At 68.7% G+C, this 23,368-nt stretch carries 23 protein-coding genes and 1 pseudogene; 20 read left to right on the forward strand and 4 right to left on the reverse strand.

The window, feature by feature from the left end; genetic code table 11:
• Window positions 1-88: 88 nt before the first annotated feature.
• The 6 genes and pseudogenes from istA to PSED_RS35080 all read left to right on the forward strand — a co-directional run bounded on the left by istA (window position 89) and on the right by PSED_RS35080 (window position 7,022).
• Window positions 89-1,501, forward strand: a complete 1,413-nt coding sequence (gene istA / locus PSED_RS35055) for an IS21 family transposase (RefSeq protein WP_014203934.1) — start codon at window positions 89-91, stop codon at window positions 1,499-1,501.
• Window positions 1,498-2,271: an IS21-like element helper ATPase IstB gene (gene istB, locus PSED_RS35060; RefSeq protein ID WP_014203935.1), complete on the forward strand. Its 774-nt coding sequence runs from the start codon at window positions 1,498-1,500 to the stop codon at window positions 2,269-2,271. The genes istA and istB overlap by 4 nt, the downstream gene beginning before the upstream one ends.
• A 66-nt stretch (window positions 2,272-2,337) precedes the next feature.
• Window positions 2,338-2,649: pseudogene (locus PSED_RS35065) on the forward strand (transposase); the annotation flags it as partial.
• A gap of 360 nt (window positions 2,650-3,009) precedes the next feature.
• Complete coding sequence (locus PSED_RS35070) at window positions 3,010-4,203, forward strand: IS110 family RNA-guided transposase (protein ID WP_014203936.1); 1,194 nt, start codon at window positions 3,010-3,012, stop codon at window positions 4,201-4,203.
• A 221-nt stretch (window positions 4,204-4,424) separates the two neighbouring features.
• Complete coding sequence (locus PSED_RS35075; protein ID WP_014203937.1) at window positions 4,425-5,663, forward strand: IS110 family RNA-guided transposase; 1,239 nt, start codon at window positions 4,425-4,427, stop codon at window positions 5,661-5,663.
• 216 nt (window positions 5,664-5,879) lie between these two features.
• Window positions 5,880-7,022 carry a coiled-coil domain-containing protein gene (locus PSED_RS35080; protein WP_014203938.1) on the forward strand — a complete coding sequence of 381 codons (1,143 nt, stop codon included), beginning with the start codon at window positions 5,880-5,882 and terminating at the stop codon, window positions 7,020-7,022.
• 411 nt (window positions 7,023-7,433) lie between these two features.
• On the opposite strand, the gene PSED_RS35085 is transcribed toward PSED_RS35080, so the two are convergent.
• From PSED_RS35085 to PSED_RS35095, 3 genes are read right to left on the reverse strand one after another with little or no spacing between them, the layout of a single operon-like run.
• Entirely contained in the window at window positions 7,434-8,534 is a 1,101-nt protein-coding gene (locus PSED_RS35085; RefSeq protein WP_014203939.1) for a ParB/RepB/Spo0J family partition protein, read from the reverse strand.
• 5 nt (window positions 8,535-8,539) lie between these two features.
• On the reverse strand, window positions 8,540-9,541 hold the full coding sequence (locus PSED_RS35090) for a ParA family protein (protein WP_014203940.1): 1,002 nt from the start codon (window positions 9,539-9,541) through the stop codon (window positions 8,540-8,542).
• A gap of 6 nt (window positions 9,542-9,547) precedes the next feature.
• The gene (locus tag PSED_RS35095; RefSeq protein ID WP_014203941.1) at window positions 9,548-9,847 is read right to left on the reverse strand and encodes a hypothetical protein; all 300 of its coding nucleotides are present in this window, start codon (window positions 9,845-9,847) and stop codon (window positions 9,548-9,550) included.
• Between the two features lie 281 nt (window positions 9,848-10,128).
• On the opposite strand from PSED_RS35095, the gene PSED_RS35100 reads away from it, so the two are divergent.
• Window positions 10,129-10,830 carry a hypothetical protein gene (locus PSED_RS35100; RefSeq protein ID WP_014203942.1) on the forward strand — a complete coding sequence of 234 codons (702 nt, stop codon included), beginning with the start codon at window positions 10,129-10,131 and terminating at the stop codon, window positions 10,828-10,830.
• Window positions 10,831-11,646: 816 nt separating this feature from the next.
• On the opposite strand, the gene PSED_RS35105 is transcribed toward PSED_RS35100, so the two are convergent.
• Window positions 11,647-12,357 carry a hypothetical protein gene (locus PSED_RS35105; RefSeq protein ID WP_158703540.1) on the reverse strand — a complete coding sequence of 237 codons (711 nt, stop codon included), beginning with the start codon at window positions 12,355-12,357 and terminating at the stop codon, window positions 11,647-11,649.
• A 1,548-nt stretch (window positions 12,358-13,905) separates the two neighbouring features.
• Here PSED_RS35105 and PSED_RS35110 point away from each other — a divergent pair.
• From PSED_RS35110 to PSED_RS35170, 13 genes are all read left to right on the forward strand, one after another.
• On the forward strand, window positions 13,906-14,289 hold the full coding sequence (locus tag PSED_RS35110; protein WP_014203945.1) for a hypothetical protein: 384 nt from the start codon (window positions 13,906-13,908) through the stop codon (window positions 14,287-14,289).
• Window positions 14,286-14,855: a DUF6879 family protein gene (locus PSED_RS35115; protein WP_014203946.1), complete on the forward strand. Its 570-nt coding sequence runs from the start codon at window positions 14,286-14,288 to the stop codon at window positions 14,853-14,855. Before PSED_RS35110 ends, PSED_RS35115 begins: the two co-directional genes overlap by 4 nt.
• Entirely contained in the window at window positions 14,845-15,714 is an 870-nt protein-coding gene (locus PSED_RS35120; protein ID WP_014203947.1) for a helix-turn-helix domain-containing protein, read from the forward strand. The genes PSED_RS35115 and PSED_RS35120 overlap by 11 nt, the downstream gene beginning before the upstream one ends.
• 175 nt (window positions 15,715-15,889) lie before the next feature.
• Window positions 15,890-16,174 (forward strand): WhiB family transcriptional regulator, encoded by a 285-nt coding sequence (locus PSED_RS35125; RefSeq protein ID WP_014203948.1) that lies wholly within the window; start codon window positions 15,890-15,892, stop codon window positions 16,172-16,174.
• Entirely contained in the window at window positions 16,171-17,259 is a 1,089-nt protein-coding gene (locus PSED_RS35130; RefSeq protein WP_014203949.1) for a hypothetical protein, read from the forward strand. The genes PSED_RS35125 and PSED_RS35130 overlap by 4 nt, the downstream gene beginning before the upstream one ends.
• An 83-nt stretch (window positions 17,260-17,342) precedes the next feature.
• On the forward strand, window positions 17,343-17,558 hold the full coding sequence (locus PSED_RS35135; protein WP_014203950.1) for a hypothetical protein: 216 nt from the start codon (window positions 17,343-17,345) through the stop codon (window positions 17,556-17,558).
• On the forward strand, window positions 17,555-17,854 hold the full coding sequence (locus tag PSED_RS35140) for a hypothetical protein (RefSeq protein WP_014203951.1): 300 nt from the start codon (window positions 17,555-17,557) through the stop codon (window positions 17,852-17,854). Before PSED_RS35135 ends, PSED_RS35140 begins: the two co-directional genes overlap by 4 nt.
• Window positions 17,851-18,387: a hypothetical protein gene (locus tag PSED_RS35145; protein ID WP_014203952.1), complete on the forward strand. Its 537-nt coding sequence runs from the start codon at window positions 17,851-17,853 to the stop codon at window positions 18,385-18,387. The genes PSED_RS35140 and PSED_RS35145 overlap by 4 nt, the downstream gene beginning before the upstream one ends.
• A gap of 31 nt (window positions 18,388-18,418) precedes the next feature.
• On the forward strand, window positions 18,419-18,859 hold the full coding sequence (locus PSED_RS35150; RefSeq protein WP_014203953.1) for a hypothetical protein: 441 nt from the start codon (window positions 18,419-18,421) through the stop codon (window positions 18,857-18,859).
• A gap of 5 nt (window positions 18,860-18,864) precedes the next feature.
• The gene (locus PSED_RS35155) at window positions 18,865-19,902 is read left to right on the forward strand and encodes a hypothetical protein (protein WP_014203954.1); all 1,038 of its coding nucleotides are present in this window, start codon (window positions 18,865-18,867) and stop codon (window positions 19,900-19,902) included.
• Window positions 19,903-20,079: 177 nt separating this feature from the next.
• Window positions 20,080-22,236, forward strand: a complete 2,157-nt coding sequence (locus tag PSED_RS35160; RefSeq protein ID WP_014203955.1) for a winged helix-turn-helix transcriptional regulator — start codon at window positions 20,080-20,082, stop codon at window positions 22,234-22,236.
• A gap of 230 nt (window positions 22,237-22,466) precedes the next feature.
• On the forward strand, window positions 22,467-22,763 hold the full coding sequence (locus tag PSED_RS35165) for a WhiB family transcriptional regulator (protein ID WP_281010359.1): 297 nt from the start codon (window positions 22,467-22,469) through the stop codon (window positions 22,761-22,763).
• The gene (locus tag PSED_RS35170) at window positions 22,760-23,179 is read left to right on the forward strand and encodes an SsgA family sporulation/cell division regulator (RefSeq protein ID WP_014203957.1); all 420 of its coding nucleotides are present in this window, start codon (window positions 22,760-22,762) and stop codon (window positions 23,177-23,179) included. The genes PSED_RS35165 and PSED_RS35170 overlap by 4 nt, the downstream gene beginning before the upstream one ends.
• Window positions 23,180-23,368 lie beyond the last annotated feature (189 nt).

Here is a 23,368-nt window from a genome sequence, read left to right on the forward strand (position 1 = left end):
TGTCGTGACCGTGATGAGCTGAGTGTTGATCACCCTTCAGGGAGTGTCGGTCGACCGTGCCGGCGAGCCGAAGGGTGGCCTGCACGTCATGATTCTGGATCCGGAGGAATGGATGGATCTGCGCCGTTTTAGAGCTTTGCATGATGCGGGTGTGAGTATTTCGGCGATCGCTCGGGAGACCGGGCATCACTGGCGGACCGTGAAGAAGTATCTGGCTGAAGAGAAGGCAACACCTCCAGCGGCTCCACCGCGGCGGGGCACCCAGCCTCGGGTGATGGACGCGTTCGCCGAGGTCGTCGACGCGTGGCTGCGTAAAGATGTCACCTTGAAGGGGTCGGTGATTCACGAACGGCTCGTCGACCAGTACGGATTCACCGGCCATTACCAGCGTGTGAAAATCTATCTGGCCGAGGCTCGACCGCGAATCCGTGCCGAGCTGGGAATCGACGCCGACGCGTTGACCGATCTGCATCGGCGTTTCGAAGTCACGCCCGGTGCCCAAGCGCAGGTCGACTGGGGCGACGAGGGCGGTGTGTTGGCCCATGTCGGGGTCGAGAAGGTGTACTCGTTCCACATGGTGTTGTCATACTCGCGGGATCCGTTTTGCTGCTACACCACCTCGATGGATCTCGGGGTGTTCTGGGACTGCCACCGGCGGGGCTTCGCGCATTTCGGCGGTGTCCCGGCGTCGATTGTGTATGACCGGACCAAGACCGTCGTCCGGCGTCACGTCGCTCCGGGGAAGGCGGTGCCGTTGCATCCGGAAGCGGTCGCGTTCGCCGGGCACTACGATTTCGATATCGACGTGCTCGCCGCCTATCGGCCGACCGGGAAAGGCCGCGTCGAGCGCCAGGTCGACATCGTCCGTGACCATGTCCTGGCCGGGCGCAGCTTCGACCGTCTCGACGAGCTCGATCACGCCTTCGCCGCCTGGTCGGGCCTGCGGCGACGGCAGGTCCACCGCACCCACGGCGAGGTGATCGGCGAGCGCGCCGCCCGCGACCACGCTGCGCTGCGGGCACTGCCTGCCACCCCGTACCTGGTCGCCGATCGGCATCTGCGCCGGGTCGGGAAAGACGCTCTGGTCTCCTTCGCGGCCAGCCTCTACTCGACCCCGGCGCGGCGGGTCCGGCCCGGTCAGACCGTGGAAGTGCGGGTCACGCCGGCCACGGTGGCCATCCACGCGCTCACCGCCGGACCGGACGAATCCACGCTGCTGGCGGTGCATGCCCGCGCCGAACGCCGGGGCAGCTGGGTCGTCGACGAGCGGCACTGGGACGGGCTGCCCGACGGCACCGGGCGGGCCACCACCGACCGGCTCGGTGATCCGGCCCCGGCCGGGGCGCCAGAGCCTGAGCCGAGCCCGCTCGCCGCGTTGCTGACCCGCTCCGCCGCCGCTGCGGTCCCGGTCGGGCGTCGCTCCTTGGCCGCCTACGACGACGCCGCCGGTCTCACCACCCCACGCCCTGCTGGACGCGGGAGGAACGGACAAACCTCATGACTGAACTGACGACCGCGCGCATCAAATCCCACGCCACCAAACTCGGGCTGCCGCATTTGGCGGCCAGTCTCGAGCAACTGGTCAAACGCGCCGACACCGAACAGTTGGGCTACCTCGACTTTCTCGACCTCATCGTCGAAGAGGAACTCGGGATCCGCGAAGGGCGCCGTTTCCGGCAGGCCCTGCGACTGTCGAAGCTACCTCACCACAAGACCCTCGAGGAGTTCGAGTTCGCTTTCCAGCCAGACCTCGACACCCGCAAGGTCCGCGACCTGGCCAGCCTGTCATTCATCGCGACCAAAAGTAACGTTGCCCTCCTGGGCCCGCCCGGGGTCGGAAAAACACACCTGGCCGTCGCGTTGGCCGTATCAGCATGCCGCGCCGGCTACTCCACCTACTTCACCAGTCTCGACGACATGGTCCGCCAGCTCCGGGCCGCTGAGGAACTCGGCCGGCTCAACCGGAAAATGCGCACCTACACGCGCCCAGCAATCCTTGTCGTCGACGAAGTCGGCTATCTTCCGCTCGATCGATCCGACGCCAACCTCGTCTTCCAGATGATCTCGAAGAGATATGAGACCGGACCCATCATCCTCACCTCGAATAAGAGCTTCAGTGAATGGGGCCAGGTCTTTTGCGATGACGTCCTCGCCACGGCCATTCTCGATCGCGTGCTTCATCATTGCGAGGTGCTCTCGATCAACGGACCAAGCTACCGGCTCAAACACCGACTCACCGCGATCGAAGGAGGCGACACTACCGTGGCATGATCAGCCGGCCAGGCTCGGCACGTCAGGCCGTACCCGCCTCGGCATGTCAGGTCGTACGCGGACACCCGCGCCGACGTCCTGGCGTTCGCGACCTTCCCGAAGGAGCTCTGGCGCCAGATCTGGTCGAACAACCCCTCCGAGCGGCTGAACAGAGAGATCCGGCGTCGCACCGACGTGGTTGGGATCTTCCCGGACCGCGACTCACTGATCCGCCTGGTCGGTGCCGTGCTCGCCGAACAGCACGACGAGTGGGCCGAAGGTCGCCGCTACCTCGGCCTCGATGTCCTCGCCCGGGCCCGGATCACCGCCGTCCCCGCCACCACCAGCCCTGCCGAGGAGGTGACCTCCGCCGACACGATCCCGGCGCTCAGCGCCTGACCGACATCCAGAAGATCACGCGTCAGCCGTCACACACCACGCCAGGGGACTTGACCGAGCCGGGCCACCGCCGGTGGCTCGGCTCCGCTCTGGCGGATGAGCGATGCCGCTCGCGACATCACCGTCGCCCCCGTTACCAACTTGTTGGATCTCTGCAGGAGATCAGGTCTGCAGCCATGATCTCCGAGGCGCCGGCAAGGCTTGCTCGCCCGTTACCTGTCGCCCTCCGGGGGTTGGCTCCAAGAAGGCTTGTGTCCTGGTCGGCGCCGCCGACGGGAGTGGCTTGAGAGAGGTCTGCACTGCCCCAAGTTGGTCTGCCCTCCTCGTCGAACAACAGATGAAGATCGTCGAGGAGGTTGGGTGTCGAACACATCGACGCAACAGCAAGATCGTGTGGTCATCGCCGTCGACCCGCATAAGGCGTCATGGACCGCGGCCGCGGTCGGCGCGGGGCTGACCCCGCTGGCGACGCTGCGGGTCCCGGTGAGTCAGCAGGGCTACCGCCAGCTGCGTCGCTTCGCGGCCCGCTGGCCGGACGCGGTGTGGGCGATCGAGGGAGCGATCGGGCTGGGCGCTCCGCTGGCGACCCGCTTGTCGGCGGACGGTATCGACGCGGTGGATGTGCCCGCGAAGCTGGCCGCTCGAGTCCGCACGCTCTCGACCGGGCACGGCCGCAAGAGCGACAGCGATGACGCGGTGTCGGTCGGTATCGCGGCGCTGACCGCGGTCGGGCTACGCAGCGCCGCAGTCGACGAGACGATCACAGCCCTGCGTGCCCTGGTCGAGCATCGAGACGACATCGTCCGCACCCGAACCCAGACGATCAATCGCCTTCATGCGCTACTCGCCAAGCTGCTCCCGGGCGGAGTGTCTAGCTCACTTGATGCCGAGACCGCAGCACGGGCGCTGCGCACGGTGCGGCCGCGCACGCCGGGCCCGCGCATGCTACGCAGCCTGGCTGTCGACCTCGTCGGCGAAGTCCGTCACCTGGACCGACGGATCGCCGCCGCGACGACCGAGATCAGCGCTGCCGTTGCGGCCAGCGGCAGCAGACTCACCGAGCTTCGCGGCCTCGGTGATCTGACCGCCGGCAAGATCCTCGCTCGAGTCGGGGACGTACGCCGGTTCCGTTCGGCGGCAGCCTTCGCCTCCTATACCGGCACCGCGCCCATTGAGGTCTCCTCCGGCGACACCGTCCGCCACCGCCTGTCCCGAGCCGGGGACCGCCAGCTCAACTGCTGCCTGCACGTCATGGCCATCAGCCAGATCCGGCACGAGGGGCCTGGCCGAACCTACTACCAGCGAAAGCGCGCTGCGGGAAAGAGCCACAAGGAGGCCATGCGCTGCCTGAAACGGCGACTGTCCGACCTGGTCTACCGCGAACTCCGCCGCGACGCGGAACGTGTTGATGGCGCGGACCCGGGAGGACACCAGGGGGCGACTCAAGAGTCCAGCGCGACCGGCTCAACCCCTACCACCGGCTCTTCGGACAAGTCACTTCCCGGGCCCGCGGCCGCCACTCTACCGTCACACGATCAAGATCGACTTGACTAGAGAGGAGCCTTCTTGATCAAGCCCGGTGAGGGCTTGCAGGCCACCGGCCACGGCATGACTCGTTGCCCCTGTCGTTGATGATCTGGGGGGTGTTGTCACCGTGGTCGGCGGGCGCCAACGACCGCTGATAGAGACCTGACCCGCCTGCGTGGTCTGCTCGTAACGTGGCTGCCGGCGCGGGCGCCTTGGGTCGGTCTGCGGCGACGAGCGAGGAGACCTTCTTGTCGGAACCCGACAACACCGGCTTCGAGGTGTTCTGCGGCCTGGACGTGGGCAAGTCCGTCCACCACGCCTGCGCCCTGGACCGGAACGGGAAACGGCTGCACGGCAAGCCGTTGCCCAACGACGAGGCGGCGTTGACCGAAGTCTTCATCCACCTCGCGGCGCACGGCCGAGTACTCGTCGTGGTCGATCAGCCTGCCTCGATCGGCGCGCTGGCCGTCGCGGTCGCCCGGTCGCTGAACATTGAGGTGGCCTACCTGCCTGGGCTGGTAATGCGCCGCATCGCCGACCTGCACCCCGGCCAGGGCAAGACCGACGCCCGCGACGCCCACGTCATCGCCGCACAGATTCGTGGGGCCGCCCGCACCATGCCCCACACCCTGCGCCGGGTCGGCACCGACGACGAAACCCTCGCCGAGCTCACCGTCCTGGCCGGCTACGACGACGACCTCGCCGCCCAGTCCACGCGGCTGACCAACCGGCTGCGTGACGCCCTGCTGCACGTCCATCCAGCTCTGGAACGCCTGCTCGGACCCCGGATGGACCGCGGCGGGGTGCTCGACCTGCTCGCCGCCGCACCCACCCCGCAGGCCCTTCGCGACCTCGGCGAGGCCGGCATCGCTGCAACGATGCGAGCCCGTTCCCCGCGGCTGGCCAAGACCCTGCCCGCCCAGATCCTGGCCGCACTCGACACCCAGACCGTCGTCGTCCCGGGCACCGTTGCGTTCGGGAGGGTGATCGGCGGGGTCGCCGCCCAGCTGCGTGAGGTCCGCCTCGAGCGAGACACCCTCGCCACCGAGCTCGAGACGCTGCTGGAGGCCCACCCTCTTGCCGGGGTCCTGACCTCGATGCCCGGCCTCGGGTTCAGGACCGCCCTGAAGATCCTCACCATCGTCGGAGACGGCGCCGCGTTCCCCACCGCCGGCCACCTCGCCGCCTACGCCGGCCTCGCTCCGGTCACCCGACGCTCCGGCACTTCGATCAAGGGCGAGACCCGCTCTCAGCGCGGGAACCACGCCCTGAAGTCGGCACTGTTCTTGTCGGCATTCGCCAGCCTCGCCGACCCGACCAGCCGCGCCTACTACGACCGCAAACGAGCAGCCGGCAAGCGACACAACGCCGCCCTGATCTGCCTCGCCCGTCGCCGCACCGACGTCATCTACGCCATGCTCCGCGACCGCCGCCCCTACGCGCCACCGAGCGTCCCGACGCTGCCGCCAGTGGCCGCAGCCGCTTGACAACCCCATAGAGACACCCCCCGTAGGCGCCGTCTCGACGAACTCGCCAGGATTGCCGACCACCGACCACCTTGGGCTTGGGCCATCGCCAGACCCCAGAGTCACATGATAAGTGGCATTATCTTGTGGACCGATACGTAGCATTACATCGCATAAAAATAAAAGGCTATGCTATGATAGATTGCCGTAATGCTATGTATCTGGTAGTTTCGTCGCGTGACCGAGACCAATGCGGCGGACGCCGGCGTGCCGCAGCCGCAGCTGATCGCGTGCGAGTTCCCGATGCCGGGCGGCTGCCCGAACGTCATGGAGTACGCCGGCGTGGGCCGCAAGCCGAAGTACTGCCAGCAGACCGTCGACGGCCTCCGGCACGTCGCCTACACCGCGCACCGGGTCGTCAACGGCATGGTCACCGTCCCCGAGCCGGGCAGCCAGCCGTCCGCGCCGGCCGTAGGTGCCACTCCCCCGCGCCCGATCACCCAGGCTCGCGCCACCGCCGCGAAGCTGCACGAGCAGCTCGGCAACCTGGTCGACCGTCAACTGCAGCCGCTGATCACGCAGCTCGTCGAGGCGCTGCACGTCGCCGCCGACCCCGAATCGGCCACGTCGGAGGTCGACGCCGTGCAGCGGGAGGCCCGCACCCGCATCGACGCCGCCGAAGCCGCCGCTGAGGACGCACTCGCCCGCGCCGAGACGGCCGAGCGCGCCGCCGACACCGCCCGGCTCGCCCAGGCCGAGGCCGAGGACGTCGCCAGCCAGGCCCTGACCGAGCGCGACGAGGCCCGCGACCAGCGCGACCAGCACGAACGCGCTGCCGCGTCACTCGCCGGCGAGCTGGCCGAAGTTCGTGCCGCCCTCGCGGCGGCGGAGAGCGAAGGCGAGACGACCGCCGCGGCGCTGTCCGACGCACGGAACGAGATCGAGCGCCTCACCGCACGACTCCTGGCGGCCAAGGCCGCGCGAGACGAGGTCCGGACCGAACTCGCAGGCGCGACACAGCAGGTGCGCGACCTCACCGAGGCCCGCGACGACGCCCGCGCCGCGTTGGCGGCCGAGCGCCGCGAACTGGGCGAACAGCGCCGCCGCACCGAGCTGGCCGAACAGCGCATCGCCCGCGACGAATTGACCATCGCCTCACTCACCGAACAACACAGTGCGGCCCGCGACGAGGCGCGCGACCAGCAGGAACGCGCCGCCGCAGCCCGCGCCGAGCTCGCCGCAGCGACGGCGCAGATCGAGGCCCTACGCGACGCTGTCGCCACCGCCACCGCGCACGCCGAGCAGCGCCTCGCCGACGCCCGCGCCCGCCACGACGAGCAGCTCGCCGAGCTCCGCGCTCGGCTCGGTCAAGGCGAGTAACCCGCCGAGTTCCGCAAGCCAACGAGTCGAACCTGCTGATGCGGAAGAGCCGACCCCCGCCTAGACCTAGGCATCGACAAGAGCCAACTCCCCCGGACTGGCCGGCAGCGTTGCGGACCTTGCGCGCTGCCGTCGAGCTCGTCAGTACCCGAGCATCGCCCGGGAGCTGCTTCTCCTCCCCACCCGCCGCTGCGAACCCGCCCTCTCAGCTCAGGGGAGTCGCGATCGTCGAGATGGTGACCGAGCCATCGCCGGAATTGACCCCGTCGGCGTACCAGGGGTGTCGATAGCGAGGCGCATTCGTCGGCGGCGCGGGAGGGGGAAGTCCCCTCTCCGTCTGGACGGAGAGTTGTCGGATTATCGAGGGGAGACCATGCTGATCATCCACCCAGCGCAACGCCCAACCGGGGCTCAGCCTGTGAGGTGCTGACGGAGTCGGTTCTGCGCCTTCTGCATATGCCGCATGGCATCGGCGAAGGCGCGAGCTAGGTCGCCGTCTCCCCCATCAGACAGCACACGGTCAGCTTCCGCCAGCGCGTTGTCGAGATGCTGAATGACGGCCGACGCCGCTGCGCGCCGCCTGGGGCCTGGGTCCGTCGCGCCAGCAGCTTCGCGGGGTGAGGTCGCGGCCTCAGCAGCGGCAACTGCGGTGTCGACGGAAGCAAGGGGAGGCCCGTCTCCGCCAATCTCGCTGTCGTTGGAAACCGGGTTTACAAGCGGGGGCACGAGATGGAGCGGGCCCTCCTCCCCCACTGCGGCGGTTGAAAGCCGTGTCTCACTGCTCTCACCGACCTGGGCCGCTGGGGCAACGGGGCGCTGCTCCACGAACGGCGGCCCGGCCGCAAGTACACTCCGCTGCTCGTCCGCAGGCATACCCCCGAGGCGGCGGGCGTCCTTGATGGACAGAGTTCCGGCACGAAGCTGGTCCTGGAACTCCGGTATTAGTTGGAGCAGCGCCACGCGCTGCGACACGTATGTGTGGCTCTTCCCGATGGCCTCGGCAACAGACCGCAGGGTCTGCCCAGCTCGGTTCAGACGCCGCTGCAGGTGCGCGGCTTCGAGCAAGGGCGGCAAGTCCTTCCGGTGGATGTTCTCGATCAGCACCCGGTCCTCGAGATCATCGAGGCTTTGAACCTCGCTTTCGACACGGACGTCGAAGGTGTCGAGCCCGGCGAGTAGAGCCGCGGCGAGACGCCGGTTGCCGACGTAGACCACCCAGGGCGCCGGCCCAAGCTGTGCCTCGCAGTCCGGATACAGAGTGACGAAGTCCGAGCGGGAGATCACGAGAGCAGGCTGCAGCTGACCAACTTGCTTCATGCTGTTGGCGAGCTCGACGACTTCGGGGTCGTCGTCCGGATAGCGAGGATTCTGAGGGTTCGGTTGTACCTCAGAGAGACGCAGAGCGGTCGGACGGGCTGCTCGTGAGCGCATTGCTTCCCGCGCCTGGACCGCAGTCCCCGCTCGTGCCGCTGCCCGCTGCTCCATCGCAGCGAAGTCCTTCTTCGCGACCACGTCCGTCACGCTCCTTCCGCATGCGCGCGGACGCCGTCGACTGCAGCGTCCTCAGTTGAGTCAGTGACGTAGAGCTCTTCGTGGTGCGGCCCGTCAGGGTCGAACTCGAGGAACGGCTCCGGTTCCCAGGCCTCCGCCGGGCTCAGGCCGGCCGCGATGTCGAGGCGGAGGGCGACCTTGCGATACGCGTCGGCGATCGGGGCAGATGGCCGATAGTCGGTAACTGGCTCTCCGGAGAGCCACGCCTCCTCGACGATCGTCGCGAGCGGCAAATGAGCCAAGATCGGCAGCGGCTCGACGAGTCCGTCCGGGTCGGGAAGCGTGTAGCGCTCGAGCTCAGCCATCTTGAAGCGCTGGATGCCGGACAGCGGACGCCGGTAAAGCCCCGGGACCATGCCGTACAGCTCCCGCCGAGGCAGCCGCAAGTCGTTCTCGATCGCTGCGATCTGATCGATCAGCAGGCGCAGCGCTCGCAGAGAAGTGTTGCTGGGCTGAACTGGAATGACGACGCCATCGGCGGCGACCAGAGCAGTGTCGGTAAGGATGTCGAGCGACGGCGGGCAGTCGATGAGGATGTGGTCGTAGGCATCGGAGGGCAGCTGCTCGAGCAGCCGAGCCAGCTTCGTCTCCGGGGCACGCCGGCTGTAAAGGTCGCGCACGACCAGGAACATCGCGAGCGTCGTCGGAATGACATCCAGCTGACCGCCACCGTCGTATGACGGTCGGGAGATGATCAAATCTTGGATCGGGCCCTCGTATTCCCCGGTCAGCGCCCTAGCGAGATTCGGCCCATCCTGGTCAGCCTCGGGCAGGCGGAGCGCCTCACACGTCAGATGTCCCTGGGGGTCCAGGTCGATCATGAGGACTCTGCGCCCCATCTCCGCGAGTGCGCCTCCCGCTCCGACCGTGACGCCGGTCTTGCCCACTCCCCCCTTCTGGTTGAGGAAGGCGGTGACGAGGGGGAGCGAGACGGCGGCATGAGCCGAGGATGTAAACCGGGTTGCCACGTAGACCTACCGCTTCGGGTTGTCGGTGAAAACGTCCTGGTCGATGAGCCACTGCCGCCAGTACGCGACTCTCGCAGGGTCGGCGACGAAGCCGGTTGGCCACCCGTCCGTGACGATGTGGCGGAGAGCGTCGCGCACACGGCTGCGCCCGATCCTGGACCGGGAGTTCAGCCGGGCGAGCTGCGGATCGACGACCGCGTGCATCGCCCGGGCCGTCTGGTCGAGGGTAAAGGTGATCGGACGGTGTGCGACCAGCACCTCCGTACCGTTCTCGTCGCGACGCGCGACGAGGGCACTCTCACGCATTTGCCGTCCTCCAGAACAGTCCCAGGAACGGTACCGACAGGAGCGCGGTCGGGTTGGTTGACACGCCTGACCCGAACGACCGAACTGTCGCGAGAGCGAAGCCGAAGAGCCGCGGTGGCGACTCGGCCGTCAATGCGCAGAGGCCAGCGAGTGCCGCGCCTGCATGCGGCTGGGCGTGGAAACCCGGTTTACAGCGCGGCACGCGTCCGCACTCCCCCAGGACCGTCGGTCTGGGTTCCGGACGGCGTAACGACCTACGGGCCGCGACCGAATCGTCACCCGTGCGCCGCGCCCTGATCATCACCATTGCCGCCATCGCCGCCGCGACCCTAGCCGCATGCAGCAGCTCCCCCAACGCGCCAGCAGCCAACCCTGGCGGTCCGTTGAGCACGACTCAGCCGGCTGCTGCCGCCACCCCGTCGGCGCCACCCGCAGCGACGACGCAGACGAAGTCCGGCCAAGGAACCGACGTCGTCACGCTCGACACCTCCGTTGAGGTCGGCATCCTCAAGTTCGACTGCTCGAAATGCACGGGCACAGTCGAGGTGAAGACCGACGCGGAGTATGACCCGAACATCGTGTTCTACGGGCACAAGGCGCCGTATGTCGGCACATCCTGGTTGGGTATGCGAGGGGACACGGTCACCCGGATACAGGTCAACACCAAGGGGCCCTGGACGGTGACCGTCGGCGGTCTCGATCTCATCCGCGTGGTCGACGGCAAGAGCCCAATCGCCGGGAAGGGCGACGAGGTCCTGAGACTGACGACGCCGGCTGGCGCCGCCGCGATCACAAACAAGGGTGGCCAGTACAGCAACTTCACCGTCTGGGTGATGACCGATGGGACGTCGAGCCCGGAGCTGGCGGTGAACGAGGTCGGCGGCTCATACGAAGGCACGGTCATGTTTCCCGTAGCCGGACCGGACAAAATTCAGCTGGTGCAGGTGAAGTCGGATGGGAACTGGACGATCACGCCCAAGTAGCGGGCGGTGCTGGGCCGCCGTTCGCCAAGGACGGACTTCCTTCCTGCAATGCGCTTCGTCGACGGCCGTGAGCGCCAGCAGGAAATCACGGACCGGGGGAGCGTTCGAGGGGGCTGGGCCGCGGCCGGGACCGTGGCAGCGTCGCGCCACGCCCACTTCCCGTCTTTCCTCCCATGCCGGACCAGCAGTGACTTTCCGCTGAAGGAACTTTGGAAACCCGGTTTACACGAAGCCCTCAACAGGGCCAAACACGCAACCGTGTCCGGTCAACAAGGCTCTGCGCGACCGCTGGCGGCGCCCCCACCCACAAACACACCCTCTCTGACCAGCCAAGCCCGCCAGTACTGGACCCGTACGGGATCGGGCTGAAAGTCCTTGGGCCATCCATCGAGGACGATCGTCCGAAGAACTTCGCGAACCCGTGATCGCCCGACGCGATTTCGAGCGCCGAGTCGCCCTAGATGAGAGTCGACGATGGCGTGCATTGCACGGGCTGCTTCGTCGAGGGTGAAGGTCACAGGTTTGTGCACCACAAGAACCTCGCGGCCGTGGTCGTCCCGGCGCGCGACCAGGGCGCTCTCTCTCATGCGGACCTCCGTCCACTGTCTTCGGCCCCATTAACGAGGACGGTACTAGGTAAAGGGGTGTGACACATCCTTTCGTGTGCTTGCTGGACCTGCCGCGACCAGCAGAAACGTGAGACGTAGAGAGCGGAAGCAGGTTGGAGCCAACACTCTGCGTAGGTACAGAGCCCGGCATGACTACACAGCGCTGCAAGATGACTCGGCCGCCCGCGGAGGCCGCCGCTCGCCCGTGCTACTCGACCTCGCCAGGGTAGGAGGCGTACAGCGCGGACCAGGAGGTATCGGCAGCACGGAGGTCATGGTCGATCGCGAGCTCGTTGAACACCGCGCTGCTCGCGAGATCCGCCAGTGCGAAACGAATCAGCTGAACAGATCCTGGCGTGACGACGTCGTCGCGCAGGTCACGGGCGATCTCAACAACCCACTCAGCCGTCTCGACGTCGAGCAGATCGCGATGCGCCACAAGAGCCTGGGCAACAGCGAGCACTTCGGAACGGTGGCGGTCTATCCAGCGAGCCTCGCGCGCATGTTTGTCCTGGTCGGGACCCTTGAGCGTCGCCATCGGTGCTTCTCCGCGGAGGCGGGCGATCTTTGCGCGTGCCAATCGGAGTCGGTCGTGGACACCCTGCCGGCTGCGGACGCCGAGCAGCTTGCCGATCCGCCGGGGCGGGACCTGGAGCCGGTGCGCGCGCTCGAGCAGCCACAGCTCCGCTTCTTCGCCAAGCCACCAGAGGCGGACACGCAGGACGAACCCATCGAGCAGGTCGGCTTCGATCACCGACCGTGGGAGCCCGCCTCGATGCCGCTGTAGGTAGACCAGCACATTTGCTGGGTCGCGGTCGAGTTGCCAGAGATCAGGATCGTCGACGGCCCGGTGGCGGTCGATGATCCGCTGGATCGCGGCGTCGGCCTCGGCCGCGGTCACAGGCGGGGGCGTGGCCACCCCGTCAGAATAATTCTGACGAGGAGCGACAGGCAGCTCTGCCCAAGTCGGATTCGAAGTCGCGAGGCTTGGAAACCGGGTTTCCACGGTGACACGCGGGATGGTCCGGCTGTTCCTCGGACGTCCTCGCCGCCGTCGCCAGCCTGGTCCGGCGCGAGGCGCTGCGCGTCATCGGCCAGCTCTACAACGCCACGCGCGGACCGAGGGCGAGGCGCCCGGCGGCGAGGTGGTCAGGGACTAGGTGACCAGGGACGGCGGCGACCGCTGCCGCGTAGGGACCAACGCAGGGGAGTGGCGGCCTGATGTGGAGGGCCGCCCACTCGGCATTCCACTGAGGGGCCGCGGTGACCTACCATCCAGGTCGTGACGTCGGGCGGAGCCCGCCCATTACGAGCACCCCGAAACCGGACATGGCATAGGACCGGATCAACGCCGTGTCCGGTTTCGGGTCAGTCCCGCGCGGATAGCCGTCTACGCTGCCTCCCAAAGGAGGTGCGCGACCTGGCCCAAGACACCGAGCCTGTCGACCGCGTCTTCAACGACCCCATCGGCGGAGTCACGGTGCGGCCCGGGGACTGGACCACCACCCCTGAGGCGATGGCGGTGCTGCTCCGTGACGGGGCGGCGTCGTGGCACGCGTGGTGCGACGAGCACAGGCCAGAGCCTGCCGACGACGGCCCGACCGCCGAACCGTAGGGGTGACGGCGTCGCGGGTCGTCGACTGTGGCGCGGGCCGGCGTCGGGAACCTCGGTGAGGCCGGGGGCGTCGGGTCGACCTGATCGGCTCAGCGCCGACTGCGGCCGCGTGGCGGACGGCGGTGGGCGGCCTGACGCTCGGCGGGCCACCCACTCGCATTTCCATTGGTCGCGCAGGGAATCCGGAGGGGACGGGCTCGGGCTTGCCCTGGCCTGTGTGCAGCCTGGGGCGTGAGACGGTAAGAAGTATCGAACACTTGTTCGATTTGCTCGGCGAGGCGACGATCCTCGAGTGACCCCGTACCGCCGTACCCCGCTGACCCCTAAGCGGCTTGCCGCCATCGCCGCTGACGTTGAGGCCGACGCGGCCTGGCGACGTGAACCGTGTCCGTGCGGCGCCCACGAGACCACCCACGGTTGGCACCCGTGCCGCTGCGGTGGCCACCGCACCAAGCACTGCTGGGCGTGTGGGCGAGAACTCTTCCGGCCCGAGCTGGGGGAGCGGTGCGCCGATCCGAGCTTCGGGCCTCCGCCGCCCGGGTTTCCAACCGCAGGCCGCCCCTGACGAGCGATCACGCGGACCGTGGGAGACGGGTGCGCGGTGGGGTAGACCTCAACCCAATGTGGCGCAGGAGGAAATTTCCTTTCCGACGATCACGGCCGAGGCCCCTGGCTCCCTCAACGCGATGCGTGTACGCGCGCGAGGCAGTGAAATTTCCCGCTGACTTCCAACGCGTGGGGCTGGGGCCGTCGAGGCCTCAGCCTGGTTCGGTCACATGCGTTGCCAACCCTGATTAGTCGCGCCTAGTCTCAAGCTCGTAGGATTCGGCGACTATTGGGACGGGGACCGGGATGATCACTGGCCTGCTGGCGGCGTCGGACTGCCGGAACGGCAACTGCCCGACGGTCTGGGCAACCGACCGCGACACAGTCCTCGTGCAGGGCTACGTCGAGCGGTCGCGGCGCGCGCACGCCATCACTGTTCGGGTCCCCGGACCGATCCTCGACGGGGCCGCAGCGTCGATGCTGTGCGGGACTCCGCCGACGATTCCGAGCCAGGCCGGCCCGCTGTCGGAGTGGGCCATCGAGCCCGACGGAAACGACTTCCTGGTGACTGGACCCGGCGACACGCCCGACGCCGAGGCGTGTAACGCACCCGACGGTGAAGCGGTGGTCGAACTGCCCGCCGTCGCCCTCACCCGGCTCCCGGCCACCCGAGAGGAGGCAGTGGCATGACCCCCGAGGACCTGAGCGAGCTGTACCGAACCTTCGAGCGCACCGCGTTCCGCCTCGAGTGCCGTGACACCTACTCGATCCCTGGCGAGGACCCCGACTTCGACGACTTCCTGGCCGGGCGCCCGGTGGCTCCCCGCACTGTCGACAACGATGAGTGGCTCGCGAACATCGCAACCCAGGTAGCTGCTGGCAAGCACTTCGGACGGGTCCGACTGCTCGGGCGCCCCGTCACGGATTACACCCGTTTCGAGCTCGCCAGCTACCCGGAGAACATCGCGGCGGGCGAGCAGGTGTGGATCCTGGACCGGCAGCGTCTCGAGGCCGGCAACGATGCCTGGACCCACCAGGACTTCTGGCTCTTCGACGACCGCATCGCCGTCCTGCAGCACTACGACGACGCCGGCCGGTTCCTCGGAGTGGAACAGGCCCGCGACGCGAGCCCGTATGTCGCGATCAAGCGGCGCGCCCTCGCGCTGGCAGTGGCCTTCGAGGACTTCCAGCTCGTCCCCGCCCCGCGGCAGGGGTGGCACGACCAGCAAAGCCGGGTCGGGGCCCTTGACCAGTGACCGTGATCCGACCATCAGCCAGCAACAGCGGTGGCTAGCAGCGCGTCTCAAGCAGCTGCGGCTCGACGCTGGACTCTCGGCTGAGAAGCTCGGATCTCCGCTGGGATGGTCGCAGAGCAAGACGTCGAAGATCGAGAACGGCCGGACACTCCCGTCAGTCGACGATGTCCGCTCATGGCTCGACCAGTGCCGCGTGGATGACGAACTCCGCGTCGAGCTGCTCGACGCTGCGCGGGAGCTGACGACTCGCGTTCAGACCTGGCGTCAGCTCCATCGCGCAGGACCAGCCGACCAGCAACGAGTGCGGGCGGCTCGCGACGCCGAGACCACCGGACTCGGGATCTACCAGTCCGAGGTCGTTCCTGGTCTGCTCCAGGTTCCCGAGTACGCGCGTCGCATGCTCGAAGTCCACAGCGAGGTGCCGGCTGCCGATATCCCTGCGATGGTCGCTGCTCGGCTCAGCCGTCAGGCGATCTTGTTCGACGAGACCAAGAGCTTCGACATCGTCATCACAGAGCAGGCGGTGCGCTGGCGGCCCGGCAGCATCGCCACAACGCTCGCTCAGCTCGACCGCATCGCCACCCTCGCTCAGCTCCCGACCGTCTCGATCGGCATCGTGACGCGCGAAGCGCAGGAAACGGCGCCGCTGCTGCACTCCTTCGTCATCAGCCGATACCCGGACGGTGCCGGCCTCGTCGAGATCGAGACTCTCACCGCTGAGCAGACAGTCACCGATCCAGTCGACGTCGCGCGCTACGAGCAGTTCCTTCGCGACCAGCAGGAACGAGCCGTCCACGGCACCGACCTGCGTGCGCTTCTTGACGCGATCGCCGCCGACCTGCGCTCGCGTCAGATTTAGAACGCCACGGCCAAGAGCGACCCACAACGCTGGCCGTGATTAGTCTCAGACTAGATCTAGACATGAAGACTAGGCGAGACTAGTCTTGATCCATAGAAGGGCCCCGGCGGGTGCAACCGCCGAGGCCCGGTGAGCGAGAAAGCCCGCCTCCCGCCAGAGAGGAAGCCAGACGCCCATGGCCACCGTATCCGTGGTTCTGCACGCCCCCGCTTGGGGGCCGCAGCACACAACCCCTTGCCAGGCTGAGCCGGAGCTGTTCTTCCCGGTCAGCGAGGACGGACCGCAGTCCATCGCTCAGATCGCCAAGGCGAAGCGACTGTGCCGAGGCTGCTCGCGAGTCGCGGACTGCCTGCAGGACGCGCTCGACGAGGGCCACGACCACGGCATCTGGGGCGGCACGACCACTGCGGAGCGCCGTGTCATCCGCCGGCGCCGCAAGACGGCTGGCGTCACCCGATGAGCACGGCGCTCAACGGTCATCGCGTGCCGAACCCGCTGGACACCGAGCATCTCCAGGACGTCGACGTGCCTGTCGACATCGCCGACGGGCTATCTGCTGCCACAGGAGACGACAGCCTGCTCCGCCTATCCCACCGTGCGCCCGGGGTGCGGAAGAGCGCTGACCCGGTTGCCCGGCTCGCCGAGGAGGTGCACCGAGCCCGAGGGCTGGTCGCCCTGCAGGACGACGAGGCCCTCCAGCTCGCCCTGTCGGCTCGCGAGCGCGCCGCGGACCGCAAGGTCACCGAGCGGCTGCGGGCGTTCGATCGGGCCGAGCGGCGACGGTCCGGTGCCGAGCAGGCTCGTGAGGCCCGACGCGCCCGGGCCGATGCACGGTGGACCGCCAGGGCCCAGCGGGGTCGCCAGCGGCTGCTCAATCCCAACCGCCGCCTAGCGAGCACCTACCGCCGCTACATGATCCTCTCCGCCTTTCCGATCGCAGTGATCATCGGCGGCGTCGCGTGGATGTCGGCGTCGGTGCACCATGGTGTCGTCGGTGTCCACGGGACGTGGCTGGGCTACCTGATCGAGCCGATGGCCTCGGTGCTGCTGATCGTGTCGATGATCGCGCAGTTCACCGCCATCGAGAACCGCGAGGACTGCCCGAGGTGGTTCCTCTGGCTCGACGTGGGCATCGCCGCCGCGTCGCTGTTCCTCAACATCGTGCCGTGGGGAGTCCGGTTCGGCTGGCAGTCCGCCGAACTCCCGGGCCACGTTTTTCCGCCGCTGCTCGTCGTCGCCGGCGTCGCGGTCTTCCACATGATCAACCGGCTCTTCGGCAACATTTTGGTCAACCTGCACGACGAGCTCACCGAGACCCGACTCAACGAGCAGACCGCCGACGTCGTGGTCCTCTACGAGCGTGCCAAGCGCGAGATCGCCGCCGGGCGGCTCGCAGTGGGGGAGTCAGGCAAGCCGAGCCGGGAAGGCATCCGGCGCCTGTTCAACATCGGCAAGGGCCGAGCCCAGCTCACCGGCGATGCCTTCGACGTCGTCCACAACGCCCTCGGGGCGGCGGCCGAGTCCAGCGTGCCTGCGCGGGGCTGACCCCAGCCCGGACTGGCCCGTCCCGGGGGCGCCTCCGGCACCGCGATGCGGGAGGCGCCCCCTCGAGACCAGGAGAACGTCCGATGCCGGACACCCTGACCCTGACCCTGCTGACCGCCGACGGACGCCGCTGCGCACGAGCGCGGCAGGTGGACGCCGACGCCCAGGCCCCGCACACGCTCCTGCCCCATGTCCTCGAACTGGCCCAGCAGAACCACCTGCCGGGCAACGACTTCGAGACCGAGGTAGCCCTCGCCGACAGCGGCAAGGTCATCTACCTCCTCAGGTGCCTGGTATGAGCGGCCACCGGCGGACGCTCGCGAATGGCGCGGCGCTCCCGCTGACACAGCGCAAGAGTCGTCTGGCCCGGCGGCGGGCGAGCCTCGCGGCTCGCTACGCGGCGGCCGCGACACCGATCGAGCGGGCTCACGCCGCCTGGGCATACCTCCTCGGCGCTGCCGCCCGACGCCAACCCGACCAGCGCGTCGCCGACGAGCTGCTCGACGACGTCGCGCGGACGCTCATCCGCGTCGGCGACCAACTCCTGCAGCTCCAGGCCCGTGAACCGCTGCACCCGGACCGGAGGCAGTCATGACCGACCCGACCCCGGTAGCCGAGCAGGCGGGCCCGGACGGGGACGACACCCCGGACGCCGCGGCTGCCCGCACCGTGGGCGAGCTGGCCCGTGCCAAGCTCAAGGCTGCATCGCAGGCGCCGGCACCGACCCGCGCAGCAGAGGTCGCCGTTACCGCGGACCAGGGCGACCGCAACCCGAGGGCCGGACTGCACGCCCGGCTGATGGCCTCGGTCAAGGAGCTGCGGTTCGTCTCCGAGCAGCCCAGCTCCCTGCACGACGTCATCGCCCTTGCCGCTCGCGGCGAATGGACGGCTGCCGAGGCAGGACCGGTGCGCGCACTCGCCCAGATCCACGCGACCGCCATCCAAGTCCCGCTGCTCACCGTGGCCTACTTCCTGGCCTGGTCCTGCCGAAGCCCCGCCCGGCTGTGGACGGTCTTCGCGCTCGTCAACACCCTCGGCTCGGCGCTCAACACCATTCCTGTCATCAACGTGGTCATCCCCGACTGGCTCACCTGGGGATTCTGGCCGCCGTTCTGCTGGATCTTCTGATGCCGTACTCCTACGAACAAAGGACGGAAACATGAACTGGGGAGTTGCCTCGATTTGCGCTGTTGCGCTCGTCGTCGGGGCCTGGACCTACTGGCACAAGGACGCCCCAAAGTTCACCACCTTCCTGTTTCTGGTCGGGGGCATCGGATTCGGTGGTGCCCTCGGCAAGTGGATCGGCGATCACCTCAGCCAAGCTCTCGGAACCGTCGGGACCACCACCGGCACGCTGATCGGCTTCTCCACGTCGGCCATCGTCGCCGCGATTGGGCTGGTCGCGACCCTAGAAGTCGTGGTCAAGGGCATGCACCCGAAGAGGGCGAAGCCCAAGCGCTGGCACCCATGGCTGGCTTTGGCGCTGCCGCTGATCGTCACGGCCACAGGCGTTCCCGTGATCACGCAGCTCATGCACGCATTCGCCTCCGGTGTCGGAAACGTCGGCAGTGCGCTGTCGAATCTCGGGCTGGGCGGGTGATCTAAGTGGAACTGCTCATCCTGTCCATGCTCTTCGCTTGGGGGATAGTCCGATACGGGGCCACCGAATTCGTCGCCGCACGGTCGGGCACCGAGGCCCCGCGAATCGCCGAGCGCCGCCAGCGCGCCGCCCACGCCCACGAGATGGCCATGGCCAAGCTCGCCCGCCGCACCACCCCGACGATCGCCGAGGCCCTCGGGGAACGGATCGCCGCACGGATCGCCAACCCCCGCGGGGGCCCCGCCCGCCAGGCCATGAACCAGTGGTGGGCCGACTCCTGGGGCTACGCCCTCGAGCGCCGCCGCCGACGCCACGAGCGCGCCGAGGCCGGCGACCTCGGCCGCCAACGCGCGGCCCGCGCAGCCAAGCAGTGGCTGCGCAACCGCACCAGCCGCAACCAGGACAACCCCGATCAGCAGCAGCGGGTGTGGGCCGAGGCGGAGGTCGTGGACGACGACAACGACGTCATCGACGCCGAACTCGTCGACGACGACCAGCCCAACCCGAGCCCGGCACCCGAGCAGGACACCCCGCAGCCAGACGACCAGCTGCCCACCGACCGCTTCGACGACCCGACCGCGCCGTCCGCCCCGGAGCCGGACCCGACTCAAGCCGACCCGGTCACGCTGCCCCTCGCCGGCCTTACCGCAGCCACCGCCGAACTGCACGACATCGAGGCCTCTCTGGCCTCGGTGACCCCCATCCGAGGAGGAATGACCATGACCGCCGCCCAGCACACGATGACCAGCGGAGAGACCCTCGACCCCGCCGCCGCGCTCGCCTTCGTCGACGGCATCCGCGACCTGGCCCAGCGCATGTTCACCGAGATCGAGCTGTCAGTGGCCACGCTGAGCCAGGCCGGCCTGGCCGGTGAGCCGATCGCGCTCCTGCGCCAGATGCAGGAGGCCGCCCAGGTCCTGGTCGGCAACAGCGACGCCGCCAAGAGTCACTTCGAGCGTCACCTCGCCACCCAGGACGTCGTGCTCTCCGACGACACCCTCGCCGGCACCGTCAGCGGCACCTACGTCGGCACCCGCTCCTGACCCCCACTGCGCGAGGTGTGATCGGCGCCGGAACCAAGACCATCCGACGCCGCTGACGTCAGAACCTTCGACAGCCCTGCCCCCACACCAGGTGGGCACCCGTGTCGCGGCGGAGCAGGGCACCACGACTCGCAAGACCAGCACTCTTCATCAGTCAGCTCCGAGGAGGGGCGAGCGATGCAGCAGCGGACTCGACCGGCCAGCAAGGCACGGCCGTCAGCCGACCTGTGCGTGGCACCGACCCGCGCCATCGAGGTCGCGCAAAACGCGCGCGCCGACCGAGGCCGTCGGGCCAGGCGACTGCCCTACGTCGCCGCGGGCGCGACCGCGGCCGCCGGGTACGGCGCGTGGGGGCTGAGCGAGCTCGCCCAGCTTGCTGCTGGACCAGCCGGCGAGGTGGTCGTCTCGACCGGCACCGCCGGACTGTGCGCGGCGGCCCTTGGCATCCTGCGTCTGCACCGGGGCTCCGTAATCCCCAAGTTGTGGCGGCGGCGACTGTGGACCGCAGGCGCGAGCGCTGCCTCGTGGGTGACCGCGGCGTCGGCGGTCGGCCCGGTGAGCTGGCCGATGACCGCTGCACTGGTCGTCGGCACCGCGGCCGCGTCGGCGTCGTGGCTGCGCGCCCACGAGGTGCCCACGCCGCCGAGCCTGGCGCTGCCGGGCCAGCCGATCGAGAAGCCCGCACGGCTGGCGGCTGCCGACGAGAACCCGGGCGTGCTGCTGGTGCGGCGCTGGACCGAGAACATCGCAGCGGACGGGAAGCCGGTGCCCGGGTCGCTGCTCACCGACCGGGTCGACCTGCCGCATGCGATCCGGTGGACCGTGCAGACCATCCCCGGCTCGACGTCGTTCTCGGCGATGTTCGCCCAGCGCGACCGGATCGCGGCTGGCCTGCGCTGGGGCTCTGCCCGAGTTCTGCTGGAACCCTCCGACGTCGACGAGTCGGCCGCGGTCCTCACCGTCATCACCAAGGACATTCTCAAGGACGGCATCGCCTACACCGGGCCGCGCTATCGCGACGGCGTCATCGAGCTCGGCCCCTTTGCCGACGGCTCGGGCTGGAGCGAGTACGTGGCCGTCGACGGCGTCGGCTGCCGCAACGGAATGGCCACCGGCGAGCCCGGCAGCGGCAAGAGCGCCTTCCTCGAGGCGGTCGCGATGGGCCTGAAGTCGTCGGGGGAGTGGGTCGTCCTCTTCGGCGACGGCGACCCCGAGGGCGGCAGCTCGCCCCTGCTCAACAACCTCGCCGACTGGCCTGCGGCCGGCCCACAGCAGATCCTCCAACAGCTGCAGGCCCTGGAAGCCGCGCTCATCGTGCGCGGCATGCTCAAGCCCACCCTGACCGCCGGCCCGGACGGCACCCCGATCCCGATCACCGACCCGACCACCCAGATCCCAGTCCGCGAGCTGCGCCCGAGCCGCCGATTCCCAGCCATCAAGTGGATCCTCGACGAGCTGCACCGGCTCTCCGCCGACCCGTGGCTGACCGAGCGCCGGTTCATCCCGCGCCTCGAGCAGCTGGTCCGGATCGGCCGCAAGTACGGGATCGTTGTGCTCACCGGCAGCCAGTCGCTGCTGGCTCCCGACTACGGCAACAGCACCCCACTGCGCGGGTACCTGGCCGCGAGGAACCTCTATGCGTTCCGCAACGGCAACAAGAGCGAAAAGGCCGTCGTGTCCGGCCTGGAGATCGCCCCGTCGGTGCTGCCCCCGGGCGGTGGCTACGCGTTCTCAACGGGCAGCGGCCGGCTGGCGATGCTGCGCGTGGCCTGGTCACCGGACATGGCCCGGCACGCCGACGGACTGCCGACCACCGCGCTCGACCCCGACACCGAGCTGGCCATCGCCCGATTCCGACCCGCCGCCGAGGCCGACCCGGCCACCGCGTTCGCCGAGCAGACCGCCAAGCTCGCCGTCTGGCGCGCCCAGCAAGGCGCAGGCGCCGTCCCCGCCGCGACCGTCCCGCTGGACGCCGGTCCCACGGCGCTCCCGGCAGCTGCTGGGCTGGCTGGGCTCGCGGTGCCGTCGGCGCTCACCGCAGCCAATGTCATCCCGATCCACCGGCCCGCCACGTCCGCTGCACCAGCCACGTCCGCGGCCGTCGAGGCCGGTCCGGATCTCGAAGCGCTCAGCAGCTCGCAGCAGAGCGTCGTGGAGGCGCTGAGGGCCGGGCACCAGCGCACGGGCGCAATCGCCGCCCAGACCGGGCTGCGTCTGCCCGCCGTGTCCAAGGCCCTGTCCGCTCTGGCCGACCTCGGGCTCGCCGAGCGTGTCGCCCATGGCAACTGGGTCCCGGCGGGAGCCATCGCCGACCCGGCCGTAAAGTCTTCTTAGTCGGTACCGTACCGAGTACGGTACCGACTAAGAGAGTCCAGACAGCAGGCAGCCCGGACGCTCACCTCCTACAGATCACGCCCGGGCTGCTCCGACCTCGCAAAGATCGGAGACCTTCAGTGTCCCACCTCATCGACCACGTGCCGCCCACTCAGCCACGCTCGGCGGTTCGCATCACTGCTGCCGACCCTGAGACCGGCGAAGCGATCGACCCAGACCTTGCTGCCGCGCTGTTCGAGCAGCTCATGGAGGCCGTGTTCGACCGCGACATCGAGACGGAGGAATGGCGGCAGCGGGCGCTGTGCGCGCAGACAGACCCAGAGTCGTTCTTCCCGGAGAAGGGAGGGTCGGTCCGGGAGGCCAAACGGATCTGTGCGGGCTGCGAGGTACGGGCAGAGTGCCTCGAGTACGCACTCGCCCAGGACGAGCGATTCGGCATCTGGGGCGGCCTCTCGGAGCGCGAGCGCCGCCCGCTGCGTCGCGGCACGACCTCCCGTCGGGACGCCGCGGACGGCGACGCCCGATGACACTCGGCCGCATCTCCCAGACGATCACCGCCCATTACCACCATCTCGGCAAGGACGGCGTCTCCAGCTCAGCCATCGAGATCGTCGTGGCCTACGACACCGATGACCCCTACAGCGTTCAGTTCCATTTCCGCAGCGGCAGCATCCAATGGTTCGTCTCGCGAGACCTGGTGATCAGCGGGCTGGAGGCAGCCAGCGGGGAGGGAGATGTCCGGGTCTCCACGCACGGCACAGTCGGAGGGGACACCACGATCTTGACCCTGAACAACCACGAGGACCCGTCGGCCGACTTCACCCTGGACGCATACGAGCTGATGAGCTTCCTGCAGCGGACCGAGCAGATGGTCCCGCTCGGGGCCGAGACTCGTCGGGTACAGCGGCAGATTGAGCTGATCGACTGGACGCGGCTGATGTAGGGGGCGCGGAGGCCGGTGGCTGAGCCCCGAAGGGCCCACCCCGAGAGGCGTCGGCAAACAGCCACCGGCCAGTGCCCGATCGGCAGCCGGGTCCACCAGAGACCACCCCGACCGAAGCGGCAACGACTCTAGTGGTGGACGAGGGTGCATCACAGCAGTGCAGCTACAGATGACGATCCCGCCGCGCTC

Source organism: Pseudonocardia benzenivorans CB1190 (assembly GCF_000196675.2).
Lineage (GTDB): Bacteria > Actinomycetota > Actinomycetes > Mycobacteriales > Pseudonocardiaceae > Pseudonocardia > Pseudonocardia benzenivorans.

What these genes read in the sequence shown, in the direction of transcription:
- PSED_RS35135 (WP_014203950.1), top strand. Translation starts at nt 17,343, where the DNA reads ATGCCGGACACCCTGACCCTGACCCTGCTGACCGCCGACGGACGCCGC.
- istB (WP_014203935.1), top strand. Translation starts at nt 1,498, where the DNA reads ATGACTGAACTGACGACCGCGCGCATCAAATCCCACGCCACCAAACTC.
- PSED_RS35115 (WP_014203946.1), top strand. Translation starts at nt 14,286, where the DNA reads ATGACCCCCGAGGACCTGAGCGAGCTGTACCGAACCTTCGAGCGCACC.
- PSED_RS35140 (WP_014203951.1), top strand. Translation starts at nt 17,555, where the DNA reads ATGAGCGGCCACCGGCGGACGCTCGCGAATGGCGCGGCGCTCCCGCTG.
- PSED_RS35145 (WP_014203952.1), top strand. Translation starts at nt 17,851, where the DNA reads ATGACCGACCCGACCCCGGTAGCCGAGCAGGCGGGCCCGGACGGGGAC.
- PSED_RS35170 (WP_014203957.1), top strand. Translation starts at nt 22,760, where the DNA reads ATGACACTCGGCCGCATCTCCCAGACGATCACCGCCCATTACCACCAT.
- PSED_RS35095 (WP_014203941.1), bottom strand. Translation starts at nt 9,847, where the DNA reads ATGCGTGAGAGTGCCCTCGTCGCGCGTCGCGACGAGAACGGTACGGAG.
- PSED_RS35130 (WP_014203949.1), top strand. Translation starts at nt 16,171, where the DNA reads ATGAGCACGGCGCTCAACGGTCATCGCGTGCCGAACCCGCTGGACACC.
- PSED_RS35125 (WP_014203948.1), top strand. Translation starts at nt 15,890, where the DNA reads ATGGCCACCGTATCCGTGGTTCTGCACGCCCCCGCTTGGGGGCCGCAG.
- PSED_RS35160 (WP_014203955.1), top strand. Translation starts at nt 20,080, where the DNA reads ATGCAGCAGCGGACTCGACCGGCCAGCAAGGCACGGCCGTCAGCCGAC.
- istA (WP_014203934.1), top strand. Translation starts at nt 89, where the DNA reads ATGATTCTGGATCCGGAGGAATGGATGGATCTGCGCCGTTTTAGAGCT.
- PSED_RS35110 (WP_014203945.1), top strand. Translation starts at nt 13,906, where the DNA reads ATGATCACTGGCCTGCTGGCGGCGTCGGACTGCCGGAACGGCAACTGC.
- PSED_RS35150 (WP_014203953.1), top strand. Translation starts at nt 18,419, where the DNA reads ATGAACTGGGGAGTTGCCTCGATTTGCGCTGTTGCGCTCGTCGTCGGG.